We start from the raw sequence: 25,603 nt of genomic DNA on the forward strand, positions 1-25,603 counted from the left end.
CCCCTGCGGATGACCGAGTCCGAGTGGCAGCACCTGCGCACGGGGGCGAGCGGACAGGGCCTGCCCGGGCACCGGGCGCCCGGTTCACCGTCAGCACCCCCTACATGGGCGAAGTCCTGGCGGCGACCACGACCCCGCAGGAGGCGGTGGAGGTGGCCGTACGCCATCTGGTAAGCGGAACCTGGATGGCACGAGGCCGTAGACTCGCCGAATGGCCAAGTACTTCGATGTGCACCCCGAGAACCCCCAGCGCCGCACCATCACCAACGTGGCCGAGAGCATCCGGTCCGGCGCCCTCGTCGCGTATCCGACCGATTCCTGTTACGCCCTCGGATGCCAGCTGGGCAGCCGCGACGGGATCGACCGCATCCGGTCGATCCGGAACCTCGACGACCGACACCACTTCACCCTGGTGTGCCAGAACTTCGCGCAGCTCGGCCAGTTCGTCCAGGTCGACAACGACGTCTTCCGCACCATCAAGGCGGCGACGCCCGGGAGTTACACCTTCATCCTTCCCGCGACCAAAGAGGTGCCGCGGCAGTTGCTGCACCCCAAGAAGAAGACCGTCGGCGTCCGGATCCCGGATCACACCGTCACGCAGGCGCTTCTGGCCGAGCTCGGTGAGCCGCTGCTGTCCAGCACGCTGCTCCTGCCGGACGAGGAGGAGCCGCTGACACAGGGCTGGGAGATCAAGGAGCGCCTCGACCATGTCGTGGACGTGGTGCTCGACTCCGGCGACTGCGGCACCGAACCGACCACCGTCATCGACTTCTCCGGTGGTGAGCTGGAAGTCGTACGCCGGGGAGCCGGCGACCTGACCCGGTTCGAGTAGCACGCCGCCCGCACGGTCACTCCGCGCTTCCGGCACCCCCGCTGAGATGCGCGCACCCCCGGGTGCCTGGTTCGGTGGAGGGGTCCGCTCCGCCCAGCGCCAGGGAGTGATCATGAGCGAGTCAGAAGACGTCCGGGACCGCCTGCGGCAGATGCGTGACCGGGCCGAGGATCTCGAGAAGGCCGCCGAGCAGGCCACCGACCCTGCGGAACGCCGACGTCTCCAGGACGAAGCCCACCGGCTCGAATCGCAGAGCGTGCAGGTCAGCGGCATGGCGAGCGGCGACATCTATCCCATGGAGTAGGCCGGGGCGCGGCTGCGGGGCGGGACCACGGTTGCCCTCATCGGGATCGCATGTTAATACCGGAATTGAGGTGACATGCGGTGGACGCGCGGAGGGCGGACACCGGGCTTCCCCTCTCCAGCCCGCCCTCCGTCCGCGTCCCGGCCCGCGCTCCGTGAAAGGGATCCGGTGACCTACATGAGATGGCAGGCATTCCTGGAAGCGGTCCAGGAACGCGGGGCCTACGCATCGGCCCTGGAGGCGGAGCGCGCATCACGCGTGGTGCTGGCGCTGCTCGGGGCACATCTGGTCGGCGAGGAGCGCAACGAACTGGCCGCCCGGCTGCCGGAGACGTTCGCACTCATTCTTCTGAACCCTCTGCAGGCCGCCGAACCGCTCAGCTCCGAACGGTTCGTGCGCGCGGTGTCCGCCTGGATCGAGGGCGCGAACGAGCAGACGGCGGCGTGGGACACCGGTGCCGTGCTCAGCGTGGTGGCCGACGCCTCGGGCGAGGAACTGCTCCAGCGCCTCCTGCTGCAACTGCCGCCGGGGTACGACCTCTTGTTCGGCCACCCCGGCAGCGGCTGACGCTCAGCCCAGGCCCGCGATCCGCGCGAGCCTCCCCATCGAGTCCACCAGCGCCTCACGGTCGTACGAGCTCGTGGTGACCAGCACCTCGTCCGCGCCGGTCTCCTTGATCACCGACTCGAGTCCGGCCGACACCGTGTCCTCGGTTCCCGCCAGGTGACCACGCAGTCCGTTCTCGAACAGACCCCGCTCCTTCTCCGTCATGGGCAGCGCTTCGATCCGCTCGGCCGGCGCCAGTGGGGGGAACGAGCCGTGGGTCCGCGAGTACGCCATGGACCAGGCCTCCGGGACCAGCAGCCGGCGCGCCTCCTCGGCGGTGCCGGCGACCGCGACGGTGCCCGCCACGATCACATAGGGATCCCCGGCCCACACGGAGGGGCGGAATCCACTGCGGTAACTCTCGACCGCCCGTATGAGCTTCTCGCGGCCGCGGAGATCGCCCACGACGAGCGGCAGACCGGCGGCCGCGGCAATGGCGGCACCTTGGCCGGTCGCCAGGACGTACGGGGGTATGCGCAGGCCCTCCGCGGGACGGGCGTGGACCTGCGGATGGGCCTGCTGGGTTCCGTCCAGCCATCCGAGGAGCTCGGCGAGCTGCCCCGCGAAGGCGTCGGCGTCCTCCTTGTCCCGGCCGAGGGCTCTGCGGATCCCGTCGGTGAAGCCGACCGAACGTCCGAGCCCCATGTCGATCCGGCCGGGGAAGAGCGAGGCGAGCACCCCGAACTGCTCGGCCACGACGAAGGGCTGATGGTTCGGCAGCATCACCCCACCGGTTCCCACTCTGATGGTGGAGGTCGCCGCCGCGACGGCTGCGGCCAGCACCGTCGGCGCCGAGCCGGCCACGCCGGGCACGCTGTGGTGCTCGGACACCCAGAAGCGGTGGTAGCCGAGCGCCTCGGCCGTCCCTGCCAGCGCGACGGTGTCCCGCAGCGCCTGCGGATGGCCGTGCCCCTCGCGGGTGCGGGAACGGTCGAGGAAGGAGAACCGGGTCGATGCGATGGAAGAGCTCACGCCTGGTTCAACGCCGCGGGCGCGCCGGGATTCCCGGCGCCGCCGTACGGTCAGCGCCGCGAGGCCGTCGCGGTGATCTCGGCGGGAGAGTCACGGAGCCCGAGGCGCAGGTGCTCGACGTGGTAGAGGGCCTGGTCGAGGAGTTCGGCGACGTGATGGTCGTACAGGGCGTACACGATGGACCGCCCCTGGCGTTCGCCCGCGACCAGCCCGAGGTTCCGCAACAGACGCAGTTGGTGGGAGCAGGCGGAAGGCTCCATCTCCACCGCTTCGGCCAGATCACCGACCGCGCACGGACCCTCCTGGAGGCGCGCCAGGATCCGCAGCCGGGAGGGTGTGGCCAGTGCCTGGAGGGTCGAGGCGACACCCGCCGCCCCGACGGCGTCCAACCGCTCGCGGGTGGTGGCGGTGCTCTGCTCGTCGCGTCCGTGGCCCATGGCGCCCATTCTACGGATGACACATGAAGACCTGTTCATGTATTCCTGTACGGTGAGGACGTCGTCGTTCCCGCCGCCCATTGAGGGGTCGTTCCGTCATGCCCACCGATGTCCTGCCACGCCCCTCGCGCACCGCTTCCGCCGGCGCCGGAGGCGTCCCCCGGCGTCGCACGCGCGTCCTCGCGCTGGCCGAGGCCCGCTGGGCGGGAATCGCTCTGGTGCTGTTCCTGCTCGCACTCCCGCTGGAGCTCACCGGCGCCCCCGGCTGGACATGGGGCCCGCTGTACGCCCTCGTGTACGCCGCCGGAGGCTGGGAGCCGGCACTGTCGGGGCTGCGGGAGCTCCGGGAGAAGGTCCTGGACGTGGACCTGCTGATGATCGTGGCGGCGCTGGGCGCGGCCTCGATCGGGCAGGTGATGGACGGGGCGCTGCTGATCGTCATCTTCGCGACTTCGGGCGCACTGGAGGCGCTGGCCACCGCCCGCACCCAGGACGCGGTCCGCGGGCTCCTCGACCTGGCCCCGGCCACCGCCTCGCGCATCACCGCCGGGGGTGAGGAGAGCGTAGCCACCGGGGACCTCGTGGTCGGCGACGTCATCCGGATCCGCCCCGGTGAGCGCGTCGGCGCCGACGGCAGGGTTCTCGACGGTGCGAGCGAGGTCGACCAGGCGACCATCACCGGTGAGCCGCTGCCCGTGGCGAAGGAGCCCGGGGACGAGGTGTTCGCGGGGACACTGAACGGCACGGGCACGCTGAAGGTCGCCGTCGAGCGGGACGCCTCCGAATCGGTGATCGCCCGGATCGTGGCGATGACCGAGGAAGCAGCCAGGACCAAGGCCCCGACCCAGCTGTTCATCGAGAAGGTCGAGCAGCGCTACTCGCTCGGCATGGTGGCCGCCACCCTGGCCGTCTTCCTCGTGCCCCTCGCCTTCGGCGACGATGTGACCGGAAGCCTGCTGCGCGCCATGACGTTCATGATCGTGGCCTCCCCCTGCGCCGTGGTCCTGGCGACCATGCCACCCCTGCTCTCCGCCATGGCGAACGCGGGACGCCACGGCGTCCTCGTCAAGTCCGCCGTCGTCATGGAGCGCCTCGGCCAGACCGACGCGGTGGCACTGGACAAGACCGGCACCCTCACCGAGGGCACCCCCCGCGTCACCGGCATCCACCCCCTGCCGGGATCCGGGCTGACCGAGGACACGCTGCTGGCCCTGGCCGCCGCCACAGAGCACCCCAGCGAGCACCCGCTGGCCCGCGCCGTCGTGAACGCCGCCCAGGAACGTGGGCTGCCGCTGCCCCCGGCCTCGGAGTTCACCTCAGCGCCCGGCACCGGCGTGACAGCCACCGTCGACGGACACCGGATCTCGGCCGGCTCGCCCGCCCGGCTGCTCCGAGGCACCGCCGCACCCGAGGCGGACCAGGCCACCGCCGTGGCCGCCGCGCTGGAGGAGACCGGGCACACCGCGGTGCTCGTCCTGCGCGACGGCCGGCCGGTCGGGGTCCTGGGGATCGCCGACCGCATCCGGCGCGACGCCGCGGCGACCGTCTCCTCACTGGCCCGCCTGACCGGCGGCTCCCCGATGCTGCTGACCGGCGACAACCCGCGGGCCGCCGCTCGACTCGCCGCCGAGGCGGGCATCACCGACGTCCGGGCCGGGCTCCTCCCCCAGGACAAGGCGGCCGCCGTCCGTGAACTGGAGCAGGCCGGGCGCAAGGTGCTGGTCGTGGGCGACGGGGTGAACGACGCGCCCGCGCTGGCCGCCGCGCACATCGGGATCGCGATGGGACGCGCAGGCTCCGACCTCGCGCTGGAGACCGCTGACGCCGTCATCATCCGCGACGAACTGACCACCGTGCCCACGGTGGTGGCCTTGTCCCGGGCGACCCGTCGGCTGGTCGTGCAGAACCTGGTCATCGCCGGCGTGTTCATCTCGGCCCTGGTCGTCTGGGATCTCGTCGGTCATCTGCCGCTCCCCCTGGGCGTCCTGGGGCACGAAGGGTCCACCGTCATCGTGGGCCTCAACGGCCTCCGGCTGCAGCGCGAGTCGGCCTGGCACCGTGCGGCCGACCGGAGCAGGGCCGCGTCGCCGACGACCGTCCGGCCAGCCACCGAAATCGACTGACAGTCCGTCACCGAGGAGGCCGGCACCGCCCGCCCGGCGGCACCGCGGCCCGCCGCCGGCGCCGCACCTCACAGGAGTCGAGGTCATCACCATCGTCGGCGGGGAACTGGGCCGGGTCCGCGGGCACTGCATGACCTGCCCGCTCATCCGCGAGCCGGTGGACTTCTGAGCCGGGCGGCTTCCCGGTGGAGATCACCGGGTCATGTCGAGGACGAACCGGGCCCTCCCTCCGAGTCAGCAGGTCCGGAACACATACCCCTTCTCGCCCGCGGGGAGCACGTCGAGGTCTCGCAGGACGAAGGAGACCCTGTCACCCCAGGTCGAACAGCTCTCGTCGAAGCCCACATGGCCCTCGCCCTCGTACTCGATCGCGAAGACAAGGTTGTCGTACGCGTCGGCGTACGCGTCGCATTCGTCGAACTGGGCGCATTCCTCCGCCACCGCGAAGTCGAACCCGATCGCGTCGTGCCGGTCGAGCAGATCGGTGGTGTTCTTCTGCGCGATCGCGAGACCGTCGCTGTGCGCCCGCGCCGCCAGCGCTTCGGCGAAGGCGGCGTTGTGCTCCTTCGTCAGCTTGCCCTTCGAGCGTTCGAAGGAGTCGAGGTTGTCCGGCTCCACCGCCTGGAAGCCGCTCTCGGCGCAGCCGTCGATCCACTCCCCCACGATCTCCGTGAGCTGGGTGCGCCTGGCGGCCGTCGAGGTGTCCAGAAGGGCTTCGTCCCAGCCCTCGTCGATGATCAGCTCCCCGTCGGCGTCACGCAGCAGGAGGCCGGGATGGGTGTCCTGCCACCACTTCAGTGCGCCGGGCTGCGTCTGGAACGCATTGACATAACAGACGTTGTACAGGCCGGGGGCCGGCTCGTCCTCGCGGTCGCGGGACACCGCCCGCACCCCGTCGGGTGGCGTGTAGCCACCGCCGATCTGGTAGTCGAAGCCCATGCCGGCCGTCGGCAGGAGCACGTCGGCGGCCTTGACGCGCTGCTTCGGTGCGGCATCGAGGGTCGCCCCGCCCGCGACGGCACAGCCCACCAGCACGCCCACCCCGAGAGCGGTGGCCAGGCCCGAGGCCACGCCGGCCACCGCACTCCTGCGGCGGAAGAACAGGGAAAGGATGCGGGTCACACGAACTCCAGTTGTCAGGGATCCGGAAGTGGACCTACGTATCCTCCGTCACCGTTCCCTCGGCCGGTACGCCGGGGGCGCGGAGCGCCGGCCTTCCGCCGGGCGCTCCGGGGAATATGACTGACAAACCGTCAGAAATTGGTGGGGCGCCCGTCGGCGAGCTGCTGGGCGCGGTCGATCTCGACCATGTGCTCCTCGGCCCACCGCCGGACGGCGGCCAGCGGGACCTCCAGGGACAGTCCGAGCTCGGTGAGGCCGTAGTACACGCGCGGCGGCACGCTGGACTCCACACGCCGGCTGACGAGACCGTCACGGCACAGGGCCTGCAGCGTGACCGACAGCATCTTCTGCGAGACGCCGGTCATGCGCCGCTGCAGCTCGGCGAAGCGCACCTCGTCCGGGGAGGCTTCCGCCAGCACCTTGACGGCCATCGAGGTCCACTTGCCGCCGAGCCGGTCGAGCAGCCGCCGGGTCGGACACAGTGGGTCGAACAGATCACCGCGGGCGCCTTCGGGCGTACGCGTGGTCCTAGGGGTCACCTGGAGCTCACCACCTGCGATGAAAGTGCGGTCTTGGCCGCTCCAGCGTAGTTACCTATCGTTCTGTTGTCACCATGGGTAACTACAGAAGGAAGCATCGTGCCTGCCACTCCACTCCCCGTCCCGGCCGGTCAGGTGCCCGGGGTCGAACTGCGGCGCGTCACCGTCGGCGGCGTCGGTCTCAACGTGGCGACCGCCGGTACGGGGCCCGCCGTGCTGCTGCTCCACGGGTTCCCCCATACCTGGCGGCTGTGGACCGCCGTCATGGGCGGTCTGGCCGAACAGCATCGGGTGATCGCCCCCGACCTCCGGGGCCTCGGCGGGAGCACGCGCACCGAGGAGGGCTACGACGCCGAGACTCTCGCCGAGGACTTCCTGGGGCTCCTGGACGCGCTCGGCGAGAGGTCCGCGGCCGTGATCGGCATCGACGCCGGCACCCCGCCCGCCTTCCTTATGGCCATGCGCAGCCCTGAGCGAGTCCGCCGCCTGGTGCTCATGGAATCGCTGCTGGGCACGCTGCCCGGCGCGGAACGGTTTCTGGCGGGAGGGGCACCGTGGTGGTTCGGCTTCCACTCGGTTCCGGGCCTCGCGGAAAGCGTGCTGCCGGGCAACGAGGCGCCCTACGTCGACTGGTTCCTCGACTCGGGCACCCTGGGGCAGGGGGTCGCGCCGGAGATCCGGGACGCCTTCGTCAGTGCCTACACCGGCTCCGAGGCCTTGCGCAGCGCGTTCGCCCACTACCGCGCGATGCCCACCAACGCCCGGCAGATCCGGGAGGCCGTGGAGAACGGCCGGCTGTCGGTGCCCACCCTGGCGGTCGGAGCCCGGCCGGTGGGGAGTGTGCTCGAAGAGCAACTGCGGCCCGTCGCCGACGATCTCACGGGGCACATCATCGAGGATTGCGGCCACATCATCCCGCTGCACCGCCCCGAGGCGCTCCTTGGCCTGGTGCGCCCCTTCCTCGCCTGAGGCGCACCGGGCGGCCGCGCCCCAGGCGCAGTAGTGCTCGACAGGGGGGGCAGCTCACCGAGATTCCGGAGCTCCCGCTGCTCCGATAGCCCTCCGTCGCCATGATCATGTAGTAGTTGAAGCCCCCCAGGGACATTCCGTAACGGGCCCACGCGTCGAGGTGGTTGCCGGCGGTGATGCTTCCGCCGGTCCGCTTCGACTGACGCCACGGCCTACGGCCTGGCGACGGGGAAACCAGCAGCTCATCCCCACTCAGCCGCACAGGAGGGAATGCGATCGCCGGAGGCTCTCATTTCTGGAGCCGAGCCGCCCCATACAGTTCCACATGTTTCGACGCACATGCGAATCAGATCGCTTCATGGTGGCGACTTCGCGCCGTCTCCACTTCGGCGACCCGGGCGAGAAGCTCCTCCCGGCCGATGGCGTCGGTACGCGTCGAAGGAACGGTGCAGGCGTGGGCACCCGCCACCGTCCCGTACAGGGCGCAGCGCAGGGGGTGTTCACCGTTCAGGCGGCCGAGGAGGAAGCCTGCCGCGAAGGCGTCGCCTGCGCCGTTGGAATCCACCACCGGGGCGGGCGGGGTGACGGCGGGCGTGTGCGTCAGTTCGCCGTCGTACAGCAGGTACGCCCCGTCCGCACCCGCGGTTGCGACGACGACCTGGGCCCTTCCTCGTGAGGTGATGTCCCGCATGGTGCGCTCGGGATCGGTCAGCGCGGTCGTCGACAGGAACACCACGTCCGTCTGGAGCGCGAACGCTTCGTGATAGGCGTCGACGCCGTCCCAGTCGTGCAGATCGGTGGAGACGGTCACACCGGCCTCCCGGAGCAGCGGCAGGGCGAGGGCACACGGATGCGTGATGACGACGTGGGCGTGGCGGGTGACACCGGCGAGCTCGCGGACCGTCGACTCGTCGAACCGGTCGGAGTCGTGCGAGCGGGTGGTGTCGTACAAGGACAGCCGCCGTCCGTCCGGCCCGACGAGGTTGACCGCGCGCTTGGTTCCGCTCGGGGAGTGCGCCTCGGTGAACGGAACGCCCCTCTCACGGTGGAGGGTGCGGACCAGGTCCCCCTCGTGGTCGTCGCCGATCATGTCCAGGTGGTGGGTGACCAGGCCGAGGGCATGCAGCCCGAGCGCGACGAAGTCGCCGCTCTGTCCCGCGCGGGTCTCGATGCCCTGCCGGACCATGTAGCTGTCGGCGAAGGGGAGCGGGAGTTCGGGAACATGGACGATGGTGTCCACGCCCGCGCCGCCCAGTACGAGGACGTCTGTCTGCTCGCGCATGTGAGTGGTCGTGCCTCTCGGTTCAGGGGAGCCGTGTGTCATGGTTCTCGGCCGGATGACCGGTCCGTACACGACGCGCAGGACGGAGCATGCTCCGTCCTGCGCGTCGTCGGTCCGTGGTGGTGCCCCGGCGGGTCAGCCCGCCTGGGCTCCGGTGTGCAGTGCCAGGGCCGCACGGGCCGGCAACGTGGCCTGGAAGGTGCCGTCGTCGCCGACCGTGACGGTGTCGCCGTCACAGTTGTCCGGCGAGGCCACGGCGACGTTGCAGTACGTGCCGCCCGGCAGGGAGGTTGTGAAGGTCTCGGCCAGGTCGCCGTCCCCGTTGTTGACGACGACGAATCCCTTGTCGCCACGGCCGAAGGCGATCGCGCTGCCCCCGTTGTCCCACCAGTCGGTCAGCTCGGCCGCGCCCACCTCGTTGCGGAAACCGACGAGGCCCGTGATCGCCTGCTGAGCGTGGATGTCCGTCCAGCCTTCGGCGCCGCCGGGCGGGCCGGCGTCCTTGTCGGACCACTCGTAACCCGAGTACACGTTCGGCGAACCATACGGAGCGGCGAGCATGAAGACGTTGGCGAGGGTGTAGGCCGCGCCGTCCTTGTAGGTCAGCGTCGAGCCGTTGCGTTCGGTGTCCCAGTTGTCGACGAACGTACGGGCCGAGGCACTGCTCAGCTTGCCGTCGGCAACGGACTTCAGCTGGGCGATGCCACCCCCCTGGAAGGCGCTCTTGAGGTGGCCTCCGTAACGGAATTCGTCCACGTCGCCGATCTCCGTGTACTCCTCGGGCTGCACGGCTTCGCCGCCCCCGTGGATGACCTCCGAGACCCAGAAGCCCGGATCGCCCATCTTCCCCTTGATGGCGGCGACATCGTCGGCGGCCATGTGCTTGGCCGCGTCGATACGGAAGCCGTCGACACCCAGCGAACGCAGATCGTCGAGGTACGCGGCGATGGTGGAGCGGACCTCATCCCTTCCGGTGTCGAGATCGGACAGCCCCACCAGTTCGCAGTTCTGTACGTCGTCGCGGTTCGTGTAGTCCTTGATGTCCGAGCGGCAGGTGTGGAAGTCGGCTTCGCCGAAGTACCCGGGGTAGTCGTACTTCGTGTAGGCCGTCCCGCCCGTGCCCGTCCCGGACCCGGCTGCCATGTGGTTGACGACGGCGTCGGCGATGACCTTGACGCCTGCGGTATGACAGGCCTCCACCATGGCGGCGAACGCGTCGCGGTCGCCCAGCCGGCCCGCGATCTCGTAGCTGACCGGCTGGTAGGAGGTCCACCACTGGTCGCCCTGGATGTGCTCCGTGGCGGGTGAGACCTGTACGTAGCCGTACCCGGCGGGGCCGAGCTGATCGGTGCAGGCGGACGCCACATCCGCGTACGGCCGCTCGAACATGGTGACGGTGACGGTTTTCTCGCCAGGGGGTGTCGCCTGTGACTGCCAGGGGGCGAGCACGGTGAGGCCGGCGACGGCCATCACCCCGGCCAGGGTTCCGCCGACCAGGCGGAATGGGTGTTGCATGTACGGCTCCTTCGACGACAGGGCACAGCTGTGCCCTCGAAGACAGCCACGCGCCAGGCTGCCGTGGGGGGAACGTCTCGGAGCCTGCCGCCCTTCGTGTGCAGCCGTCAAGGATTTCCGCAAGGTCTTACAGATCTTTGCGCAAGCTCGTGAGCCGGGCAACTCCCGTCGGTGGACGAGGAATCGGTCAGGAGGACGGTGGTGGCAGCAGCCCCGCGGCCCTCCGCATCGCCACGGCGTGCCGGGCCAGCTCGGGTGCGCTGCCCCGGTCCGCCGGCATGGACGCCATCAGGGCGAGCCGGTCGCGCCAGCTGTTGCCGGCCAGCGGCACGGCGACCGCGTTCATCCCCCGCACCGACTCACCGGCGCTGTCGGCGCGGCCGAGGCTACGGATTCCGGCCAGCTCGGCGAGCAGGGCGGTACGGGAGATCAGGGTGCGGTTGGTGACACCGGGCAGCCGCTCCTCCGGGTAGAGGGCGCAGACCTGTTCGCTGGTCAGGTGGGCGAGCAGCACCTTGCCCGCCGCGGTGGCGTGAGCGGGGTGGACACGGCCGGTCTCCAGAACGGCACGCACGGGGTGTGGCGACTCCCGGCCGTCGGTGATGATCACCTGGTCGCCGATCAGTGCGGCGGTACTGATCGTCTCCCCGGTGGCGGTGGCCGCCGCGTCCAGCACCGTCTGCAGACGGGCCCGGATCTCGGGGCCGTAGCCGGCCGGGCGGCCCAGCGTGACCAGTTCGGGTCCCGCGGAGTAGCCCCGGCCCGAGGTGTCACGGGTGGCGAAGCCGCGCGACTCGAGCGTGCTGAGCACGCGGTGCGCGGTGGAGCGGGCCACGCCCAGTTCCCTGGCGGCGCCGGTGACCGACAGGGTGTCATGGGTGAGGAAGAGACGCATCAGGCGCAGCCCGGTGTCCAATGACTCGATGATGTAGCTCTTGGGGTCGGCCACGAGGTCCTCTCGGTCGGGTCACGGGGCCGTGCGTGGTGCGGCGCCCGGCACCCATGATCGCGGTCCGGACAGAGGACGCGGTACGTCGGGGAAGACGCGAGCAGAGGATCGATTCGGTCCACGAAGGATCACTGGGCTGTGGAAGAGAGGTCCACCATCGAGTTAGGGTCACCTAATTGACGCGATCTCAGCCTTTCGCCTTCCCCCTCGCAAGGAGACGTTCATGCGCCGCGTGACGGAACAGGTCCGCACATGACCGGGCCCACGGACGGCCTCGTGTCCGGTCCGGAGGACGCCTTCGCGGAGTTCGGGCTGTCCGGCGTACCCGGCACCGACGCGTTCTGGGCGACAGCTCGGACGCCCGCGTCCGCGCCGGCCGACGGCGGCGGTTGGACGACCTTGTTCCTGTGGCGGGGCTCGTCGGCGAGCGTCGGCTTCGAGAGCTGGTCGAAGCCCGTACCCCTGCACCGGTGGGGCGCCACCGACTGCTGGTACGCGGAGGTCCACATGCCCCCGCGACTTCGGGTGACGTATCAGTTCCTCGCGGACGACGGGGCGTACGCCGACCCGTTCAACCCGGTCGGTGCCGGTGGTGACCGGTCCGTCGTCGCGACGCCCGATGCCCCGCACCAGCCGTACTGGCCCCTCGTCAGCGCCGACGACGTCCTGCCCGTACCGCGCACCCGGATCCGCTGGGCGAGCGAGCGGCTCGGCGGGCGGCGCACCGTGCGGGTCCACCCGGTGGGCGGCGGGGGCCCGGTGGTCCTGCTGCTGGACGGGGACGACTGGCTGTACCTCCACCCGGCCATGACCGCGTTCGACGCGGCCGTCGCCGCCGGCGCGATGCCCCCGGTCACCCTCGTCTTCCTGCCGGCCAAGGACAGGGAGGCCGAGTTCGGGTGCGGGCCCGAGCTGTGGGAAGCGGTCCGGGACGAACTGCCGCCGCTGGTGGCCCGATCCGGCGTACCAGCCGACTGGGACCGGCTGGTGGTCGCCGGACAGAGCCTCGGGGGGCTGAGCGCGATGTACGCGGCACTGGAATTCCCGGACCTGGTGTCACGCGTCGCCTGTCAGTCCCCGTCGTTCTGGTGGGCACCCGGAGCCCTGCAGCGGGCAGACCCCCTGGACGGTCCGGTCGGCGGCGCCGTCGCCGAGCGACTGCGGGAGCACCCGGATCTGTCCGCGCTGCGGATCGCGTTCGACGTGGGGGAACACGAGACGCGGATGCTCCCCCACTGCGAGCTGGCCGAGACACTGACCGAGCGGGCCGGTGCGACCGTGCGCGTTTCACGGTCGCCCTCGGGCCATGACCGGGCGGGCTGGCGGCACGCGCTGCTCAGGGACGTCGCCTGGGCCCTCGCCCGGTAGTGGTCACCGGGCCACGGCCCTGCAGTAGCCCTCGTCGGAGGCGAGGAGGTGGCGATGGGTGTCGTCGGCCGCGATGACGCCGCCGTCCAGCACGAGGACACGGTCGGCGGCGTCCAACAAGGCGGGGCTGCTGGTGATCACGAGGGTGGTGCGGCCCGCGCGCAGTTTCGCGACGTTCCGCGCGATGAGCTGTTCGGTGACCGCGTCGACCGCTGTCGTCGGGTCGTGCAGGACCAGGACGTCGGAGTCGGCGGCGAGGGCGCGGGCCAGGGACAGCCGTTGGCGCTGCCCCCCGGAGAGGTTCGCGCCGCGGTCGCGGACCCCGTGGTCCAGTCCCTCGGGGTGCAGTGAGACGACGTCGGTCAGGAGGGAGGCCTCCACGGCCTCGGGGACCATCCGGCTGGTGCCCGACGGATCGATGTTCGTGCGGAGGCTGCCGGCGAAGATCTCCCCGTCGTACGGGTTCACCAGCATGTGCTCGCGGAGTGCCTCGAACGACAGGTCGGTGATCGCGCGCCCGCTGACCCGCACCACGCCCTCGTACGCCTCGGGTGCGACGTTCACGCCCAGGACCGATACGAGGTCCGCCGCCGCGCGTGGCTGATAGGGGGCGATCGCCACGAACTCACCGGCGCGCACCCGGAACGTGAGCTCGTGCAGGGATCCGTACCGGACGCCGTCGATCTCCAGGTCCCCGCCGGTGGCCGGGCGGTCCTGGCCCGGGACCGTCAGCGGTGGCGCGGAGAGGACCAGGGCCATCCGCTCGGCCGAGGCGCGCGCCATCATCACGTACTTCGGCATCTCCGAGAACAGTTTGAGCGGTTCCATGATGAACTGCGCCAGGCCCACGGCCATGACGAGTTCCCCGATGGTGATCCGCCCCTCGTACGCCAGCCAGCCCGCCGTCAGGGTCACCGAGGCGGCGAGGACCGCGTTGAGGGCCAGTGCGGTGCCCGCGTAGACGCCGTTCACCCTGGCGACGGTGATCGCCTGGTGCTTCGCCTCCGTGCTGACCTTCCGGTAGGACAGAAAGGCCGCGTGGTTGCCGCCGAAGCCGTGCAGCGGGCGCAGACCGGTGATCAGGTCGGCGACCTTGGCACCCGCCCGCGCCACCCGGGCCTGCTGTTCCTGGGTGCTGGAACCGATCCGTCTGGACATCACGCTCAGGATCGTCAGGATCGCGACGGTTCCCACGATCACCAGCAGGCCGAGCCGGACATCGGCCAGGCCCAGTGCCACCGACGCGACCACCACCGCGACCAGGGAGCTGACCAGCAGCGGCACCACCTCGACGATGTCGGCGGTCTGGTCGGCGTCCTCGGTGGCGATGGTCAGCACCTCGCCGGACTTCAGGTCGACGTCCCTGGCCACCGGCTGGAGCCCGCAGGCGGCGACCCGTACCCGCCATCGGTGCGCCTCGGTCGTGTTGGCCTTCTGCAGGACACGCATCCCGAACCGCCACGACAGCGACACGGTCGTGATGATCACGGCCAGCGCCGCGACCGACAGGCCGAGCGAGCCCAGGCTGCGGTCCCGCAACGTGTGCTCGACGATCAGGCCGAGCGCGATGGGGAAGGCGGTCTCGCCCGCCTGGTAGAGGCCCATGAGGACGGTGCCCCAGGCCACCGCGCCGGCGTTGCGGCGCAGGGCGGCCTTGAGGATGCCGGCCCCCGGCCGGGGCCGCTTCGTGTCAGGAGTTGTCATCAAGATGGCGGGCAATCGCTTCCGGGGTTCGAAGGGTGAGCAGATCACGGATCGTGATCACAGGACCGTACTCCCGGCGGAGCAGCCCGATCAGCCGCACCGCCAGCATGGAATGCCCGCCGAGGGACACGAAGTCGCCGACCGCGCTCACCTCGTCGTCGTCCAGGTCGAGCGCCTCGGCGAAGAACTCGCAGACCACGATCTCCGTCTCGGTCTCCGGGGCGCGCTCGCCCCCTGTGGTCAGCACGCCGAGCGGTCTGGCCTCCGGGAGCGCCTTCGTGTCGGCCTTCCCGTTCACGGTCAGCGGGATGCTGTCGACCTGCGCGTAGTGCGTCGGGCGCAGGAAGTCGGGCAGCCCGGCACCCACCTCGGCGGCCACCGCCGCCAGGTCGCTGCCGGTCAGCACGAGGTAGGCGGCCAGCCGGTACGCTCCGTCGACCTGCGGGTCGGGCTGGGCGACCGCGGCGGCGAACCGCACCGCCGGGTGAGCCGTGAACGCGGCCTCGACCTCGCCCGGTTCGACCCGGTGGCCTCGGATCTTGACCTGCTGGTCGGTGCGGCCGAGGTACATCAGATTCCCGTCCGGCCGGCGGACCGCGAGGTCCCCGGTGCGGTACATGCGCTCCCCCGGCGCGCCGAACGGGCATGCGACGAAGCGGTGCGCGGTCTGGGCGGGCCGGCCGAGATAGCCGCGGGCGATGCCGATGCCCGCGACGTACAGCTCACCGGGAACGCCGTCCGGCAGGGGCCGCAGCCACGGATCGAGCACGTACACGTCGGTGTTGTCGATCGCCACGCCCACCACCGGGTCCTGGCATTCGAAGGTGCCGACGCCGAGGGTGTTGATGGTGTACTCGGTGGGCCCGTACAGGTTGTATCCGGCCGTCCCCTCGGTCTCCGCGAGCCTCTGCCACAGGGCCGGCGTGACGGCCTCACCCCCCAGCAGCACCAGGGCCGGACGGCGTGCGGGGGCGTCGAGCAGACCTTCGGCGACCAGTTGCTGCGCGTAGGTCGGGGTCACGTTGATGACGTCGATCCCGTGCTCCGCGCAGTACTCGACCAGCCGGGGGGCGTCGCGGCGCAGTTCCTCGTCGCAGATGTGCACCTCGTGGCCGTCGGCGAGCCACAGCAGTTCCTCCCACGACATGTCGAACGCGAACGACACGGTGTGCGCGATCTTGAAGACCCGGTGCCCGTGTTCCGCCAGCACCGACTCGAAGATGCGGCGCTGATGGTTGATCAGCATGTTGGTGAGCCCGGCGTACTCGGTCACCACGCCCTTCGGCTTCCCGGTCGATCCGGAGGTGTAGATCGTGTACGCGGGGTGCCGCAGGCGGTTCGGAGCGTCCGGTGCGAACGTCACGTACGGCTCGCCCTCGGGCAGGGGCCGGTCGAGTTCGATCACCTCGCCGGTCAGACGTGGCGACACCGCGCTCACCGTGAGGATCACGTCCGGGCGTGCCGCGTCGACGATCGCGGCGATCCGCTCGTCCGGGTGGTCGAGCTCCAGCGGAACGTACGCGGCGCCGGTCCGCAGCACGGCGAACAGTGCCACGATCGAGTCGAGGGAGCGCGGGATCGCGAGTCCCACGGTCTTCTCCGGGCCGATGCCGCGCCTCGCGAGAACACCCGCCACCGAGCGGCTGCGGTCCCGGAGTTGGGCGAAGGTCAGCGCGGAACCGTGGGCTACGAGGGCGACCCGCCGCGGGGCACGGTCCGCGGCCCGGTCGAAGCGGTCGACGACCGTGTCCGTGCCGATGTCCGTGCGCCCGGCGGGCTCGGGGGCCGGCCCGAGCCCGCGCAGCGCGCCGACCGGTCCGGTCGAACGGGCCAGGTCCTCCAGCACTCGCAGGTAGTCGTCGACGAGCCGGCGGGCCCGTCCGTTGTCGCCGTCGCGGTACTCCAGCTTGACCGTGAGCCGGTCGCCGGGGGTGACGACCCAGGTGAACGGGTAGTGCGTGGAGTCGTCGGCCTTCACCTCGGTGATTCCGTGCCTGGCGTTCATCTCGGCGAAGGCGTCCATGTCCAGGAAGTTCTGGAGGACGAACAGGTTGTCGAACAGAGTGTCGTGCCCACTGGCCCGCTGGATCTCGCCGAGCCCCAGGTGCTCGTGCTCCATCGCCTCGACCCTGGCCGCCTGGACCGCCGCCAGATAAGCCCGGGCCGTGTCCTCGGGCCGAGCCCGCGTCCACATGGGCACGGTGTTGAGCAGCACGCCGACGATACCGGACAGTCCCTCACCCTCCCGGCCGGAGACGGTCACACCGAAGACGGCGTCGCTGCGGCCCGTGTGCGCACCCAGCAGAAGTCCGAAGGCACCGGTCAGCACCGAGTTCAGCGTGACGCCGTGCGTCCTGGCCGCGTCCCTCAGGACGTCCGACTGTGCGGCGGACAACGTGTGCACGAGCGCGCGGGGCAGGTCGTCCGAGAAGGACGGTCGAGGTCCGGCCAGCAGTGTCGGACCGGTGAGGCCGGCAAGATGCTCCGCCCAGAAGCGCTCCGATACGGCGGAGTCCTTGGCTGCCAGCGTCCGGGCGTACTCCTCGAAGCCCGGCGTCGCCGGGGCCGCGTCCAGTTCGTCGCCCGCGAGGACGGCCTGATAGGCGTCGAACAGGTCCCGCAGAAGGATTTCCCGGGACCAGCCGTCCCAGAGCAGCAGGTGGTAGCTCAGCAGCAGACCGTCGCGTCCGCCGGGCAGCCGTACGACGGTCAGCCGGATCAGTGGCGGCTCGCCCGGGTCGAAGCCCGTGTCGCGGTCCGTGGCGCGCAGGGCGTCGACGTCCGCGTCCGTCTCCGACCGGACCGTACGGACATCGACCCGTCGGCCCGCCTTGAGTACCTGGACGGGGTTCCCCTCGTCGTCGGTGGTGAAGCCGGCGCCCACCACGGGGTGCCGCGCGATGACGTATGCCATCGCCTCGGACAGTGCGCCGGTGTCCAGGCGTCGGTCGAAGGTGAAGTAGCTCTGTGCGACGTAGTGCCCGGCCGAACCTGCCATCTGGGCCTGGAAGAAGAGGCCCCGCTGGAGCGGGGTCACCGGCGCCGTGCGCTCCGCCGTCGTGGAGGCGTCCGCGAGGCGTTCCAGTGCGCGGTGCCAGTGCTCGGTCAGCTCGTCGGGGATCCCTTCGGCGAAGATGAAGTCCGTGTGCAGGCTGCCGGTGGCCTCGTCGGTCCAGGCGTTGACCTCGACGGCGTAAGGACTGCCCTGGTCGCCGCCGGTGATCCGGGGGGCCTGGGACTCGTTTCCCCGGCCGAGGTAGTTGAACAGCACCTGGGGGCGGGCGGTCAGCAGCGGGGCGGTCTGCGGGTTGAGGTGGCGGAGCTGCCCGTAGGCGAGGTGCCCGCGCTCGTCCGGCTGGCGCTCGGCGACCTCACGTGCCGCCTCGACGGGGTCGGTGTGGGCGGTGAGGCGCACGGGGGCGATGGAGGTGAACCAGCCGATGGTGCGGGTGTAGTCGTGGTGTTCCAGCACCGGTACCCGGCCGTGCCGTTCCAGTTCGATCGCGAGATCGGTGGGCGAGGGCTGGATCCGGGTGAGCGCCGTGCGCAGCGCGCCGCACAGGAGCTCGGTCAGCCCGATCCCGAGTGCCGCGGGCGCGGTACGGGTCAGCCGGTCGCTCACCTCGGGTGCGAGCACGACCGATGTCTCGCGCGGCCTCCCGGTGCCGGGCAGGAGCGGGGGCGCCTGGAGTGTGGTGATCCAGTGCCCGAGGTCGCCGGTCACCTGGGCGGACCCGGAGCTCAGGGCCTCGGCGTACGCGGCGTAGGACGTGGTCGGCGCCGGCAGCGTCGCCCCGCGCAGGGCTGCGGCCAGGTCGTCCAGCAGGATCAGCCAGGAGACCGCGTCGACGGCGAGGTGGTGCACGGCGACCACCAGGGTCCGGCTCTCCTCCAGCCACGAGAAGGCGATGACCTCCCCGGCCTCCGGGTCGAGGCGTCCGGCGGCTTCGTTCGCGGCGGTCGTCACGTCGGTCGTGTCCGTCCGTACCACGGTGACCTCGCGGGCCGGCTCGGTACGCAGCGCCCACACCCCGTGGTCGACCTGCAGCCGCAGCCTCAGTGCCGGGTGCGCGGCCACGGCCGCGTTCGCGGCGCGCGCGGCCTCGGCGAATCCGGTGTCCTCGGGCGCCACCAGCGTCCTGGCCTGGGCGAACCGGGCGAGCGAGCCGCCCAGTTCCCGCTGGCGCAGGATGACCGGCGTCGGCGTCAGCGGGCCGTCCTCATGGGCGGCGGGTTCGGCTGCCGGAGCCTGTGGGGCGCGCGTGCCCAGATGCCCGGCGAGTGCGCGTGGCGTCTTGAGGAGGAACAGGTCCCGTGGTGCGATCCTCAGTCCGAGCGTTCTGGCCCGGTTGATCACCGTGATGGCGACGATGCTGTCGCCACCTGCCATGAAGAAGTCGGTGTCGCCGTCCACGGCGGCGGAGCCCGGCAGTGCCTCGGCGAAGATGCCGACCAGTGCGTCGAGCGCGGAATCGCTCGCGGCGGCGGCCGGGGTGTCGTCCTGCGCGGCACGCTCGGTCAGGGCCTTCCGGTCCAGCTTGCCGTTGACCGTCAGCGGCAGGGCGTCGACCGGGAGCACCCGTCCGGGAACCATGTGCACGGGCAGTTTCGCGGACAGGAGGGCTGCCAGGTCGCCGGGCACCCTGCCCACGAGGTGGGCCACGAGGTGGTCGCCGTCGGCCGCGACCGTGACGGCCACGTCGGCCACGCCGTCGAGCTCCCGGATCGCGGACTCCACCTCGCCCAGCTCGATGCGGAAGCCCTTGAGCTGCACCTGGTCGTCGGCGCGGCCGGTGAACTCCAACTCGCCGTCGAGCGTGCGGCGGGCGAGGTCGCCCGTGTGGTACATCCGGGAGCCGTCGTCCGCGAACGGGTTCGCCACGAACCGGCCGGCGGTGAGCCCCGGCCTGCCGAGGTAGCCGAGCGCCACCTGGTCGCCGGCGACGTAGATGGCGCCCACCCGGCCCGGCGGCACCGGCCGGAGCCGGTCGTCGAGCAGATGGGTGACCAGACCGGGAATCGGCCCGCCGATCGGGCTGACGTCACCGCCGAGGTCCTCATCGGTGAGCACCCGGTGGGTGACGTGGACGGTGGTCTCCGTGATGCCGTACATGTTGACCAGCTCCGGCGACCCGGTGCCGTGCCGCTCGGCCCAGCCGCGCAGCCGCGCGGGATCCAGGGCTTCGCCTCCGAAGATGATCCGGCGCAGCGCGGTGACGGGTTCGCCGGAGTGCCGGTCGGCCTCGATGAACCGGTAGAAGGCCGAGGGGGTCTGGTTGAGGACGGTCACCCCGCGCTCGCGGACCAGCCGGTGGAAGTCCACCGGGGACCGGGTCAACCCGTAGTCGGGAACGAGCAGTTCACCGCCGTGCGCCAACGCGCCCCACAGCTCCCAGACCGCGAAGTCGAAGGAGTAGGAGTGGAACTGGACCCACACGTCGTGCGGGCCGAACTCCATGTCGGGCCGCATGTTCGCGAGCAGGGTCACGACGCTGGAGTGCGGGACGACGACGCCCTTGGGCCTGCCGGTCGATCCGGACGTGTAGATCACGTAGGCGGGATCGTGCCATCCGGGCGCGGACTCCGCTGCCGCCGGGGGCAGTTCGTCCTGCGGCGCGGGCTCCTCCCCCAGCACGAGTACGCGGGCCTGCGCCTGCGTGAACCGGTCTCGCTGTCCCGGGTCCACGAGGACGGCCTGGGGAGCGGCGTCGTCGAGGATGTACTCCAGGCGCTCGTCCGGGTAGGCGAGATCCAGCGGTACGTAGGCGCCGCCCGCGCTGACGACGGCCAGCAGGGCGACGACCTGTTCCAGGGAGCGCGGCACGGCGACGGCCACGCGTCGGCCGGGCCCGACACCGGCCGCGCGCAGTGTGGCGGCCAGCTCGTTCTTCGCGTCCGCCAGTTCGCCGTACGTCATCGACCTCGTCGTGCCGTCGAGGGCGCAGTGGGTGACGGCGGTGGCCTCCGGATCGCGCTGCGCGGCGGCGTCGAACAGTCCGCCCAAGGTCGTCGGGGCGATCCGCTCGGGTTGCCGGGCGCCGTCGGGCGCCAGCTGGTCGACGAGGGCGTCCGGGTTGCCGAGCAGCCCGGTGAGGGTCCGGGTGAACGTGCGGAGGATCGCCCTGGCGCTCGTGTCCTTGAGCAGCTCGCCGTCGTAGATCAGGTTGAAGCGTGGGCGACCGGCTGGTGTGCGCTCCGCGACGAGGGTCAGCGGGTAGTGGGGGGCGCCCTCGTTCACGATGCCCGTGACGACCAGCTCGTCGCCGGGCTGCCGCAGAGCCTCCACATCGGTCGCCACGTCGAAGACCACCAGGGTGTCGAACAGGGCGCCGCCGCCGGCCCGGCGGCCGATCCTCGCCAGCGAGACGTGCTGGTGGGCCAGCACCGCGCTCTGGTGTTCCCGTACCGAGGCGAGCAGGTCGCGGGCCGTGGTGGCACCGGTCCAACGGGCACGCAGGGGGATCGTGTTGATGAACAGACCCACCATGTCCTCGATGCCGGGCACGTCCGCGTCACGGCCTGACACCGTGCAGCCGAACACCACGTCCCTGCCCTGCAGAATGCCGCCCAACGTCACCGCCCAGGCGCTGTGCACCGCCACGCTCAGCGGTACGCCCGCCGACCGGGCCGCCGCGTCGATGTCGTCCCGCGGCTCCTCCGCGGTGTCGTCGAAGCGCTCGGAGGGGGCGTGCCCGTCGGCGACCAGGGAGGGGCCGGGCAGACCGGCGAGCTGATCGCTCCAGACCCGGTCGCTCTCGTCGTCGTCGAGCCCGGCGAGCCGGCGTACGTAGTCGGGGAAGCCGCCGCCGAGGGGATACAGGGCCCCCGGGGCGTGGTACTCGGCCAGCAGGGTGCGGAGCATGGGCGGCACCGACCAGCCGTCGGCGATGATGTGGTGCACGGTCTGCACCAGCACGTTCCTGCCGGAGCCCGCGCGGATGAGCGTGTACCGCATCAGCGGGCCCGTGGCCAGGCCGAACCCGGCGCGGCGGTCCCGCTCGGCGTGCGCCCGGATCTCGGCGTCGGTGATGCCGGCGCGGTCCAGGGTGGTGAAGGGCGCCTCCATCCCGCTCTCCAGTACGGAGACGACCCGGCCGTCGGCGAGAGCCACGAACCGCGCGGCGAGGTTGGGGTACAGCGTGAGCAGCCGTGTCGCCGCAGCGGCCAGCCGGCCGGCGTCCACCTCGCCTTCCAGCGTGAGCAGTTGCTGCTCGACGTAGCTGCCCGCCGAGTCGTCGTCGAAGACCGAGTGGAAGTACAGGCCTTCCTGCAACGGGGTCAGGGGCAGGATGTCGCGCAGAGCCGGTCCGTCCAGGGCGTCGACGTCTGCCTGCGTGAGCGGCACCAGGGCGAAGTCGCCGGGAGAGTGGCCGCCTTGGTCGAGTGCGGCCAGCCCGGTCAGGGCTTCCCGCAGGTACCCGCCGATGGTCGCGGTGTCCTCGTCGGTGAACATCCCGTCGGGCCAGGAGATGGTGGTGATCAGCTCGTACTCGCCGTTCGCCGCGGGTTCGGCGATCGCGTTGAACTCCAGGGCGCGCGGCAGGCGCATCCTCGGATCGCGCTTCTCGCCCAACTGCCCCGTGGCGCCTGCGGGCTGCCAGTCCCCGGACGTGTCCGAGTCGAAGCGGCCCAGGTAGTTGAACAGCACCTGCGGGGCGGGCGCGTCGAGTCCGGTGCCGGTGAGATAGCGCAGTGCACCGTAGGGGAGGCCGTTTCCCGGCACCCGTGCGAGGTCGTCCTTGACCGCCTTGAGCGCGGCGACCAGGTATGCGGGGGCGGTGGGGTCGGTCGTCGTACCCGGGTCCACGACGACCGGGAACAGGGTGGTGAACCAGCCCACGGTCCGCGAGAGGTCCGGCTCGAAGCCGGCGGTCTCCGCCACGAACCGCCCTTCGCGGCCGTGCCCCTCGAGTTCGATGTGCGCGAACGTCTGGTCCTGCCCGAGGTCGCGGCGCCACCGGGCGAGGGCGACGGCGAGCGCGGTCAGCAGCACGTCGTTGACGCCCGCGTGGAATTGCGCGGGTATCTCCCCCAGCAGCGCGGCGGTGGCCCCGGGACCTACCGAGACGGTCCGGGTCCGTTCCCGGGCGACGGTGTCGGCTTCGGACAGCGCGCGCCTGCCCACCGGTGCGTCCGCCGCCGGCAGGGGACGCTGGAAGGCCGCACGGTCCGATGCGAACGCCGCACCCTCCAGCATCTGCGTCCAGCGTCGGAACGACGTGCCCACCGGCGGCAGGTCGACCGGCACCCCGGACGCGAACTGCCGCCATGCGGCAGCCAGATCGTCCATCAGGATCCGCCACGACACGCCGTCGACGACCACGTGATGGACCACCACGACCAACTGCCGTGCATCGCGGCGCCGGACGGCGCGCAGCATCACGCCGTGGTCCGGGTCGAGCGCGTCGGTGGCGAGTGCGACACAGGCGTCGAGCGGCAGGTCGCTCTCCTGCCACACCGCGCCCGCCTGGTCCGCCTGGTCCGCCTCCGGGATGTCGAAGCTCCATCGGTCGCCGCGCACGAGGCGGGCACGCAGCATGTCGTGCCGCCCGACGACCGCCGTGAGGACGGCGTCGAGGGCTTCGGCGGTCAGGTCCGACGGGGTGTTCAGCACGACCGACTGCACGAAGCCGTCGATCGCGTCCGTCGTCTCGCCGAGCCACTGCACGATGGGCGATCCGACGACGGGCCCGGTCGCCACATCGCCGTGTTCCGCGGTGGCGACCTCCTCCCGGCTCACGACCGCCGCCAGCACCCCGACGACGCTGTGGGTGAAGATCTGCCGTGCCGTGGCGTAGAGACCCGCGCCGCGCAGCGCGCTCAGCAGCGAGATCGCCAGGATGCTGTCCCCGCCGAGCCGGAAGAAGTCCTGGTCGACACCGACCTCGTCCAGTCGCAGCACGGTCGCGACCGCCGCGCACACCGCGCGCTCGTTGTCGGTGGTGGGCGGGACGAAGGCGCCGGTACCGATGCGGGGTTCCGGGAGGGCGCCCCGGTCGAGCTTGCCGTTCGCGGTGAGCGGGAACTCCTGCAGCACGACGATGTGGGTGGGCACCATGTACTCCACCATGTGCTCGACGGCCCACGCCTTGACCTCGTCGCCGTGCAGCACCTCGCTGCCGGCGGCCGGGATGACGTACCCCACGAGGTAGGTTCCGCCGACCGTGTTCTTCTTCGCGACGACGCAGGTGTGCCGTACGGAGGGGTGTTCCGCGAGGCCCACCTCGACGTCCTCGATCTCCAGCCGCATGCCGCGGATCTTGATCTGGTTGTCGGCCCGGCCGAGGAAGTCCAGCGACCCGTCGGGGGCGAACCGCGCGAGGTCACCGGTCCGGTACAGCCGGGACCCGTCCGCCGCGAACGGGTTCGCGACGAAGCGGGACGCCGTCATGCCGGGCGCGTTGACGTATCCGCGTCCCAGGAGGAAGCCGCCGACGTACAGCTCGCCGCCGACGCCGACCGGAACCGGACGCAGCTCGTCGTCGAGCACGTACAGCTGCGTGTTGGGGTTGGCCTTGCCGATGGACGTCGACAGGCGCTCCGCCGCGCCGCGGTAGATGACGTGCGAGACGCCGATCGTCGTCTCGGCCGGGCCGTAGCCGTGGTACATGGGGATGTCGAGCCGGGTGCGGAATCGCTCGTACAGTTCGGGGGTCAGGACCTCGCCGCCGCACCACACGTGCCGGAGGCTGTCCAGCCGCCCGGAGTCGCCCGCCATCTCCAGGAGCACGTCCAGCATGGACGAGACGAGGTACGTGAAGGTGACGCGCTGATCGGCCAGGACGCTCAGCAGGTGGTGGGGGTCGCGTTCGCCGCCGGGCCTCAGGACCACCAGCTTTCCGCCGCGCACCAGTGGCAGGAAGATCTCGTTGACGGAGATGTCGAAGGACAACGGCGCCTTGAACAGGGACACGTCGTCGTGGCCGAAGCCCAGGATCTCCTCGGACTGCCACAGCAGGCGCTCGCTGATCGCCTCGTGCCGGATCATGGCGCCCTTGGGCCGGCCGGTCGACCCGGACGTGAAGATCACGTACGCCAGGGCGGCTCCGGGCACGGTCACCTCGGGCCCCTCGACGGGGCAGGAGCCGTATCGCCAGGCGCCGAGACCGACGGCCGCAGCAGGCGGTTCGCCGGCCGGGTGCTCACCGGAGTCGTTGAGCTGAAGCACGATGCCGGCGTCCTCGATGACGACGGCTCGACGCTCGGCCGGCCATTGCGGGTCGAGCGGCACGAACGCGCACCCGGCCTGCAGTACGCCGAGCAGCGCGATCACCATGTCGGCGGAGCGGCCCAGCGATATGCCGACGACCTGTTCGGCGGTGAGCCCGCGTTCGATCAGGTGGTGAGCCAACTGGCTGGCGTGTGCGGCCGCCTCACGGTACGTCAGTGACCGGTGCTCGTCCACGATCGCGACGGCGTCCGGCCTGCTGAGTGCCTGTTCGCGGAACATCTCCACGACGGTCGGGCGGACTCGTCCGGCCTCGGTGTCGTTCCACTCGGTCAGCGCCTCGATCCTCGCCGCCGTGCCGACGGGACCGATGGTCCCGACGGGCCGGTCCGGGAAGTCGGCAAGGTCGTCCAGCGCGAGCTGCGCGTCGGCCGGAACGACGCCTTCGGGAGCGAGGATGCTCCGGCCGTCGGGGCCGACCTCCCACCCGGCGGGCGCGGAGCCGCCGTTGTCGACCCACCGCAGGACATCGGCGAACAGGGTGCCGGAGGTGAGGTCGATGCCGTCGGGGCTACGGCCTGTCGCCCAGTACGACAGCCCGATGGCACACGCCTCGGCGAGGGTCCGGTCGGAGTAGTCACCGGCTCGCCTGCGCAGACCGTCCAGGCTCGCGTGAGAAAGCAGCACGGAGCGAGCAGTCGGATACGCCATCG

General features: G+C 71.2%; 15 protein-coding genes and 2 pseudogenes. 7 read left to right on the top strand and 10 right to left on the bottom strand.

Features of this window, described 5'->3' with window-relative positions:
* The first annotated feature begins 211 nt into the window (after window positions 1–211).
* The 3 genes from ACFYQ5_RS24740 (at window position 212) to ACFYQ5_RS24750 (ending at window position 1,703) form a co-directional block, all read left to right on the top strand.
* Window positions 212–832, top strand: coding sequence for an L-threonylcarbamoyladenylate synthase (locus ACFYQ5_RS24740; RefSeq protein ID WP_031090098.1), 621 nt, complete (start codon window positions 212–214; stop codon window positions 830–832).
* Between the two features lie 112 nt (window positions 833–944).
* Entirely contained in the window at window positions 945–1,136 is a 192-nt protein-coding gene (locus tag ACFYQ5_RS24745; protein ID WP_389200490.1) for a DUF6381 family protein, read from the top strand.
* A gap of 177 nt (window positions 1,137–1,313) precedes the next feature.
* Window positions 1,314–1,703, top strand: coding sequence for a DUF2267 domain-containing protein (locus ACFYQ5_RS24750; RefSeq protein WP_389200492.1), 390 nt, complete (start codon window positions 1,314–1,316; stop codon window positions 1,701–1,703).
* A gap of 3 nt (window positions 1,704–1,706) precedes the next feature.
* Here ACFYQ5_RS24750 and ACFYQ5_RS24755 read toward each other — a convergent pair whose 3' ends face one another.
* Together ACFYQ5_RS24755 and ACFYQ5_RS24760 are read right to left on the bottom strand one after the other, a co-directional pair.
* The gene (locus ACFYQ5_RS24755) at window positions 1,707–2,714 is read right to left on the bottom strand and encodes an MsnO8 family LLM class oxidoreductase (protein ID WP_389200493.1); all 1,008 of its coding nucleotides are present in this window, start codon (window positions 2,712–2,714) and stop codon (window positions 1,707–1,709) included.
* Between the two features lie 50 nt (window positions 2,715–2,764).
* Window positions 2,765–3,151: an ArsR/SmtB family transcription factor gene (locus ACFYQ5_RS24760; RefSeq protein ID WP_389200495.1), complete on the bottom strand. Its 387-nt coding sequence runs from the start codon at window positions 3,149–3,151 to the stop codon at window positions 2,765–2,767.
* A gap of 98 nt (window positions 3,152–3,249) precedes the next feature.
* Here ACFYQ5_RS24760 and ACFYQ5_RS24765 point away from each other — a divergent pair, with 98 nt between their 5' ends.
* Window positions 3,250–5,274 (top strand): heavy metal translocating P-type ATPase, encoded by a 2,025-nt coding sequence (locus tag ACFYQ5_RS24765; protein WP_389200496.1) that lies wholly within the window; start codon window positions 3,250–3,252, stop codon window positions 5,272–5,274.
* A 73-nt stretch (window positions 5,275–5,347) separates the two neighbouring features.
* Window positions 5,348–5,443 (top strand): annotated as a pseudogene (locus ACFYQ5_RS24770) (arginine deiminase family protein); the annotation flags it as partial.
* Between the two features lie 65 nt (window positions 5,444–5,508).
* Here the strand turns inward: ACFYQ5_RS24770 and ACFYQ5_RS24775 are convergent.
* Window positions 5,509–6,396, bottom strand: a complete 888-nt coding sequence (locus tag ACFYQ5_RS24775) for an endo alpha-1,4 polygalactosaminidase (protein WP_389200497.1) — start codon at window positions 6,394–6,396, stop codon at window positions 5,509–5,511.
* Between the two features lie 131 nt (window positions 6,397–6,527).
* Window positions 6,528–6,935 (bottom strand): winged helix-turn-helix transcriptional regulator, encoded by a 408-nt coding sequence (locus ACFYQ5_RS24780; protein WP_389200499.1) that lies wholly within the window; start codon window positions 6,933–6,935, stop codon window positions 6,528–6,530.
* A gap of 99 nt (window positions 6,936–7,034) precedes the next feature.
* Here ACFYQ5_RS24780 and ACFYQ5_RS24785 point away from each other — a divergent pair, with 99 nt between their 5' ends.
* Window positions 7,035–7,904, top strand: a complete 870-nt coding sequence (locus ACFYQ5_RS24785; protein WP_389200501.1) for an alpha/beta fold hydrolase — start codon at window positions 7,035–7,037, stop codon at window positions 7,902–7,904.
* Here ACFYQ5_RS24785 and ACFYQ5_RS24790 read toward each other — a convergent pair.
* The 4 genes and pseudogenes from ACFYQ5_RS24790 to ACFYQ5_RS24805 form a co-directional block, all read right to left on the bottom strand.
* A pseudogene (locus ACFYQ5_RS24790) lies at window positions 7,846–8,109 on the bottom strand (glycoside hydrolase family 11 protein); the annotation flags it as partial. The gene ACFYQ5_RS24785 and the pseudogene ACFYQ5_RS24790 overlap by 59 nt on opposite strands.
* Before the next feature lie 141 nt (window positions 8,110–8,250).
* Window positions 8,251–9,186 (bottom strand): adenosine kinase, encoded by a 936-nt coding sequence (locus ACFYQ5_RS24795; RefSeq protein ID WP_389200502.1) that lies wholly within the window; start codon window positions 9,184–9,186, stop codon window positions 8,251–8,253.
* A gap of 135 nt (window positions 9,187–9,321) precedes the next feature.
* Entirely contained in the window at window positions 9,322–10,701 is a 1,380-nt protein-coding gene (locus tag ACFYQ5_RS24800) for an alpha-amylase family protein (RefSeq protein ID WP_389200504.1), read from the bottom strand.
* A gap of 187 nt (window positions 10,702–10,888) precedes the next feature.
* Complete coding sequence (locus ACFYQ5_RS24805; protein ID WP_389200506.1) at window positions 10,889–11,650, bottom strand: IclR family transcriptional regulator; 762 nt, start codon at window positions 11,648–11,650, stop codon at window positions 10,889–10,891.
* A gap of 252 nt (window positions 11,651–11,902) precedes the next feature.
* Here ACFYQ5_RS24805 and ACFYQ5_RS24810 point away from each other — a divergent pair, with 252 nt between their 5' ends.
* A complete protein-coding gene (locus tag ACFYQ5_RS24810) occupies window positions 11,903–13,018 on the top strand; it encodes an alpha/beta hydrolase-fold protein (protein WP_389200507.1) in 1,116 nt (371 codons plus the stop codon).
* Between the two features lie 3 nt (window positions 13,019–13,021).
* Here the strand turns inward: ACFYQ5_RS24810 and ACFYQ5_RS24815 are convergent, their stop codons facing one another.
* Entirely contained in the window at window positions 13,022–14,722 is a 1,701-nt protein-coding gene (locus tag ACFYQ5_RS24815; RefSeq protein ID WP_389200509.1) for an ABC transporter ATP-binding protein, read from the bottom strand.
* Window positions 14,709–25,601 (bottom strand): amino acid adenylation domain-containing protein, encoded by a 10,893-nt coding sequence (locus ACFYQ5_RS24820; RefSeq protein WP_389200511.1) that lies wholly within the window; start codon window positions 25,599–25,601, stop codon window positions 14,709–14,711. The genes ACFYQ5_RS24815 and ACFYQ5_RS24820 overlap by 14 nt, the downstream gene beginning before the upstream one ends.
* Between the last annotated feature and the right edge of the window lie 2 nt (window positions 25,602–25,603).

It is taken from the genome of Streptomyces sp. NPDC005794, assembly GCF_042871445.1.
Classification (GTDB): Bacteria; Actinomycetota; Actinomycetes; order Streptomycetales; family Streptomycetaceae; genus Streptomyces.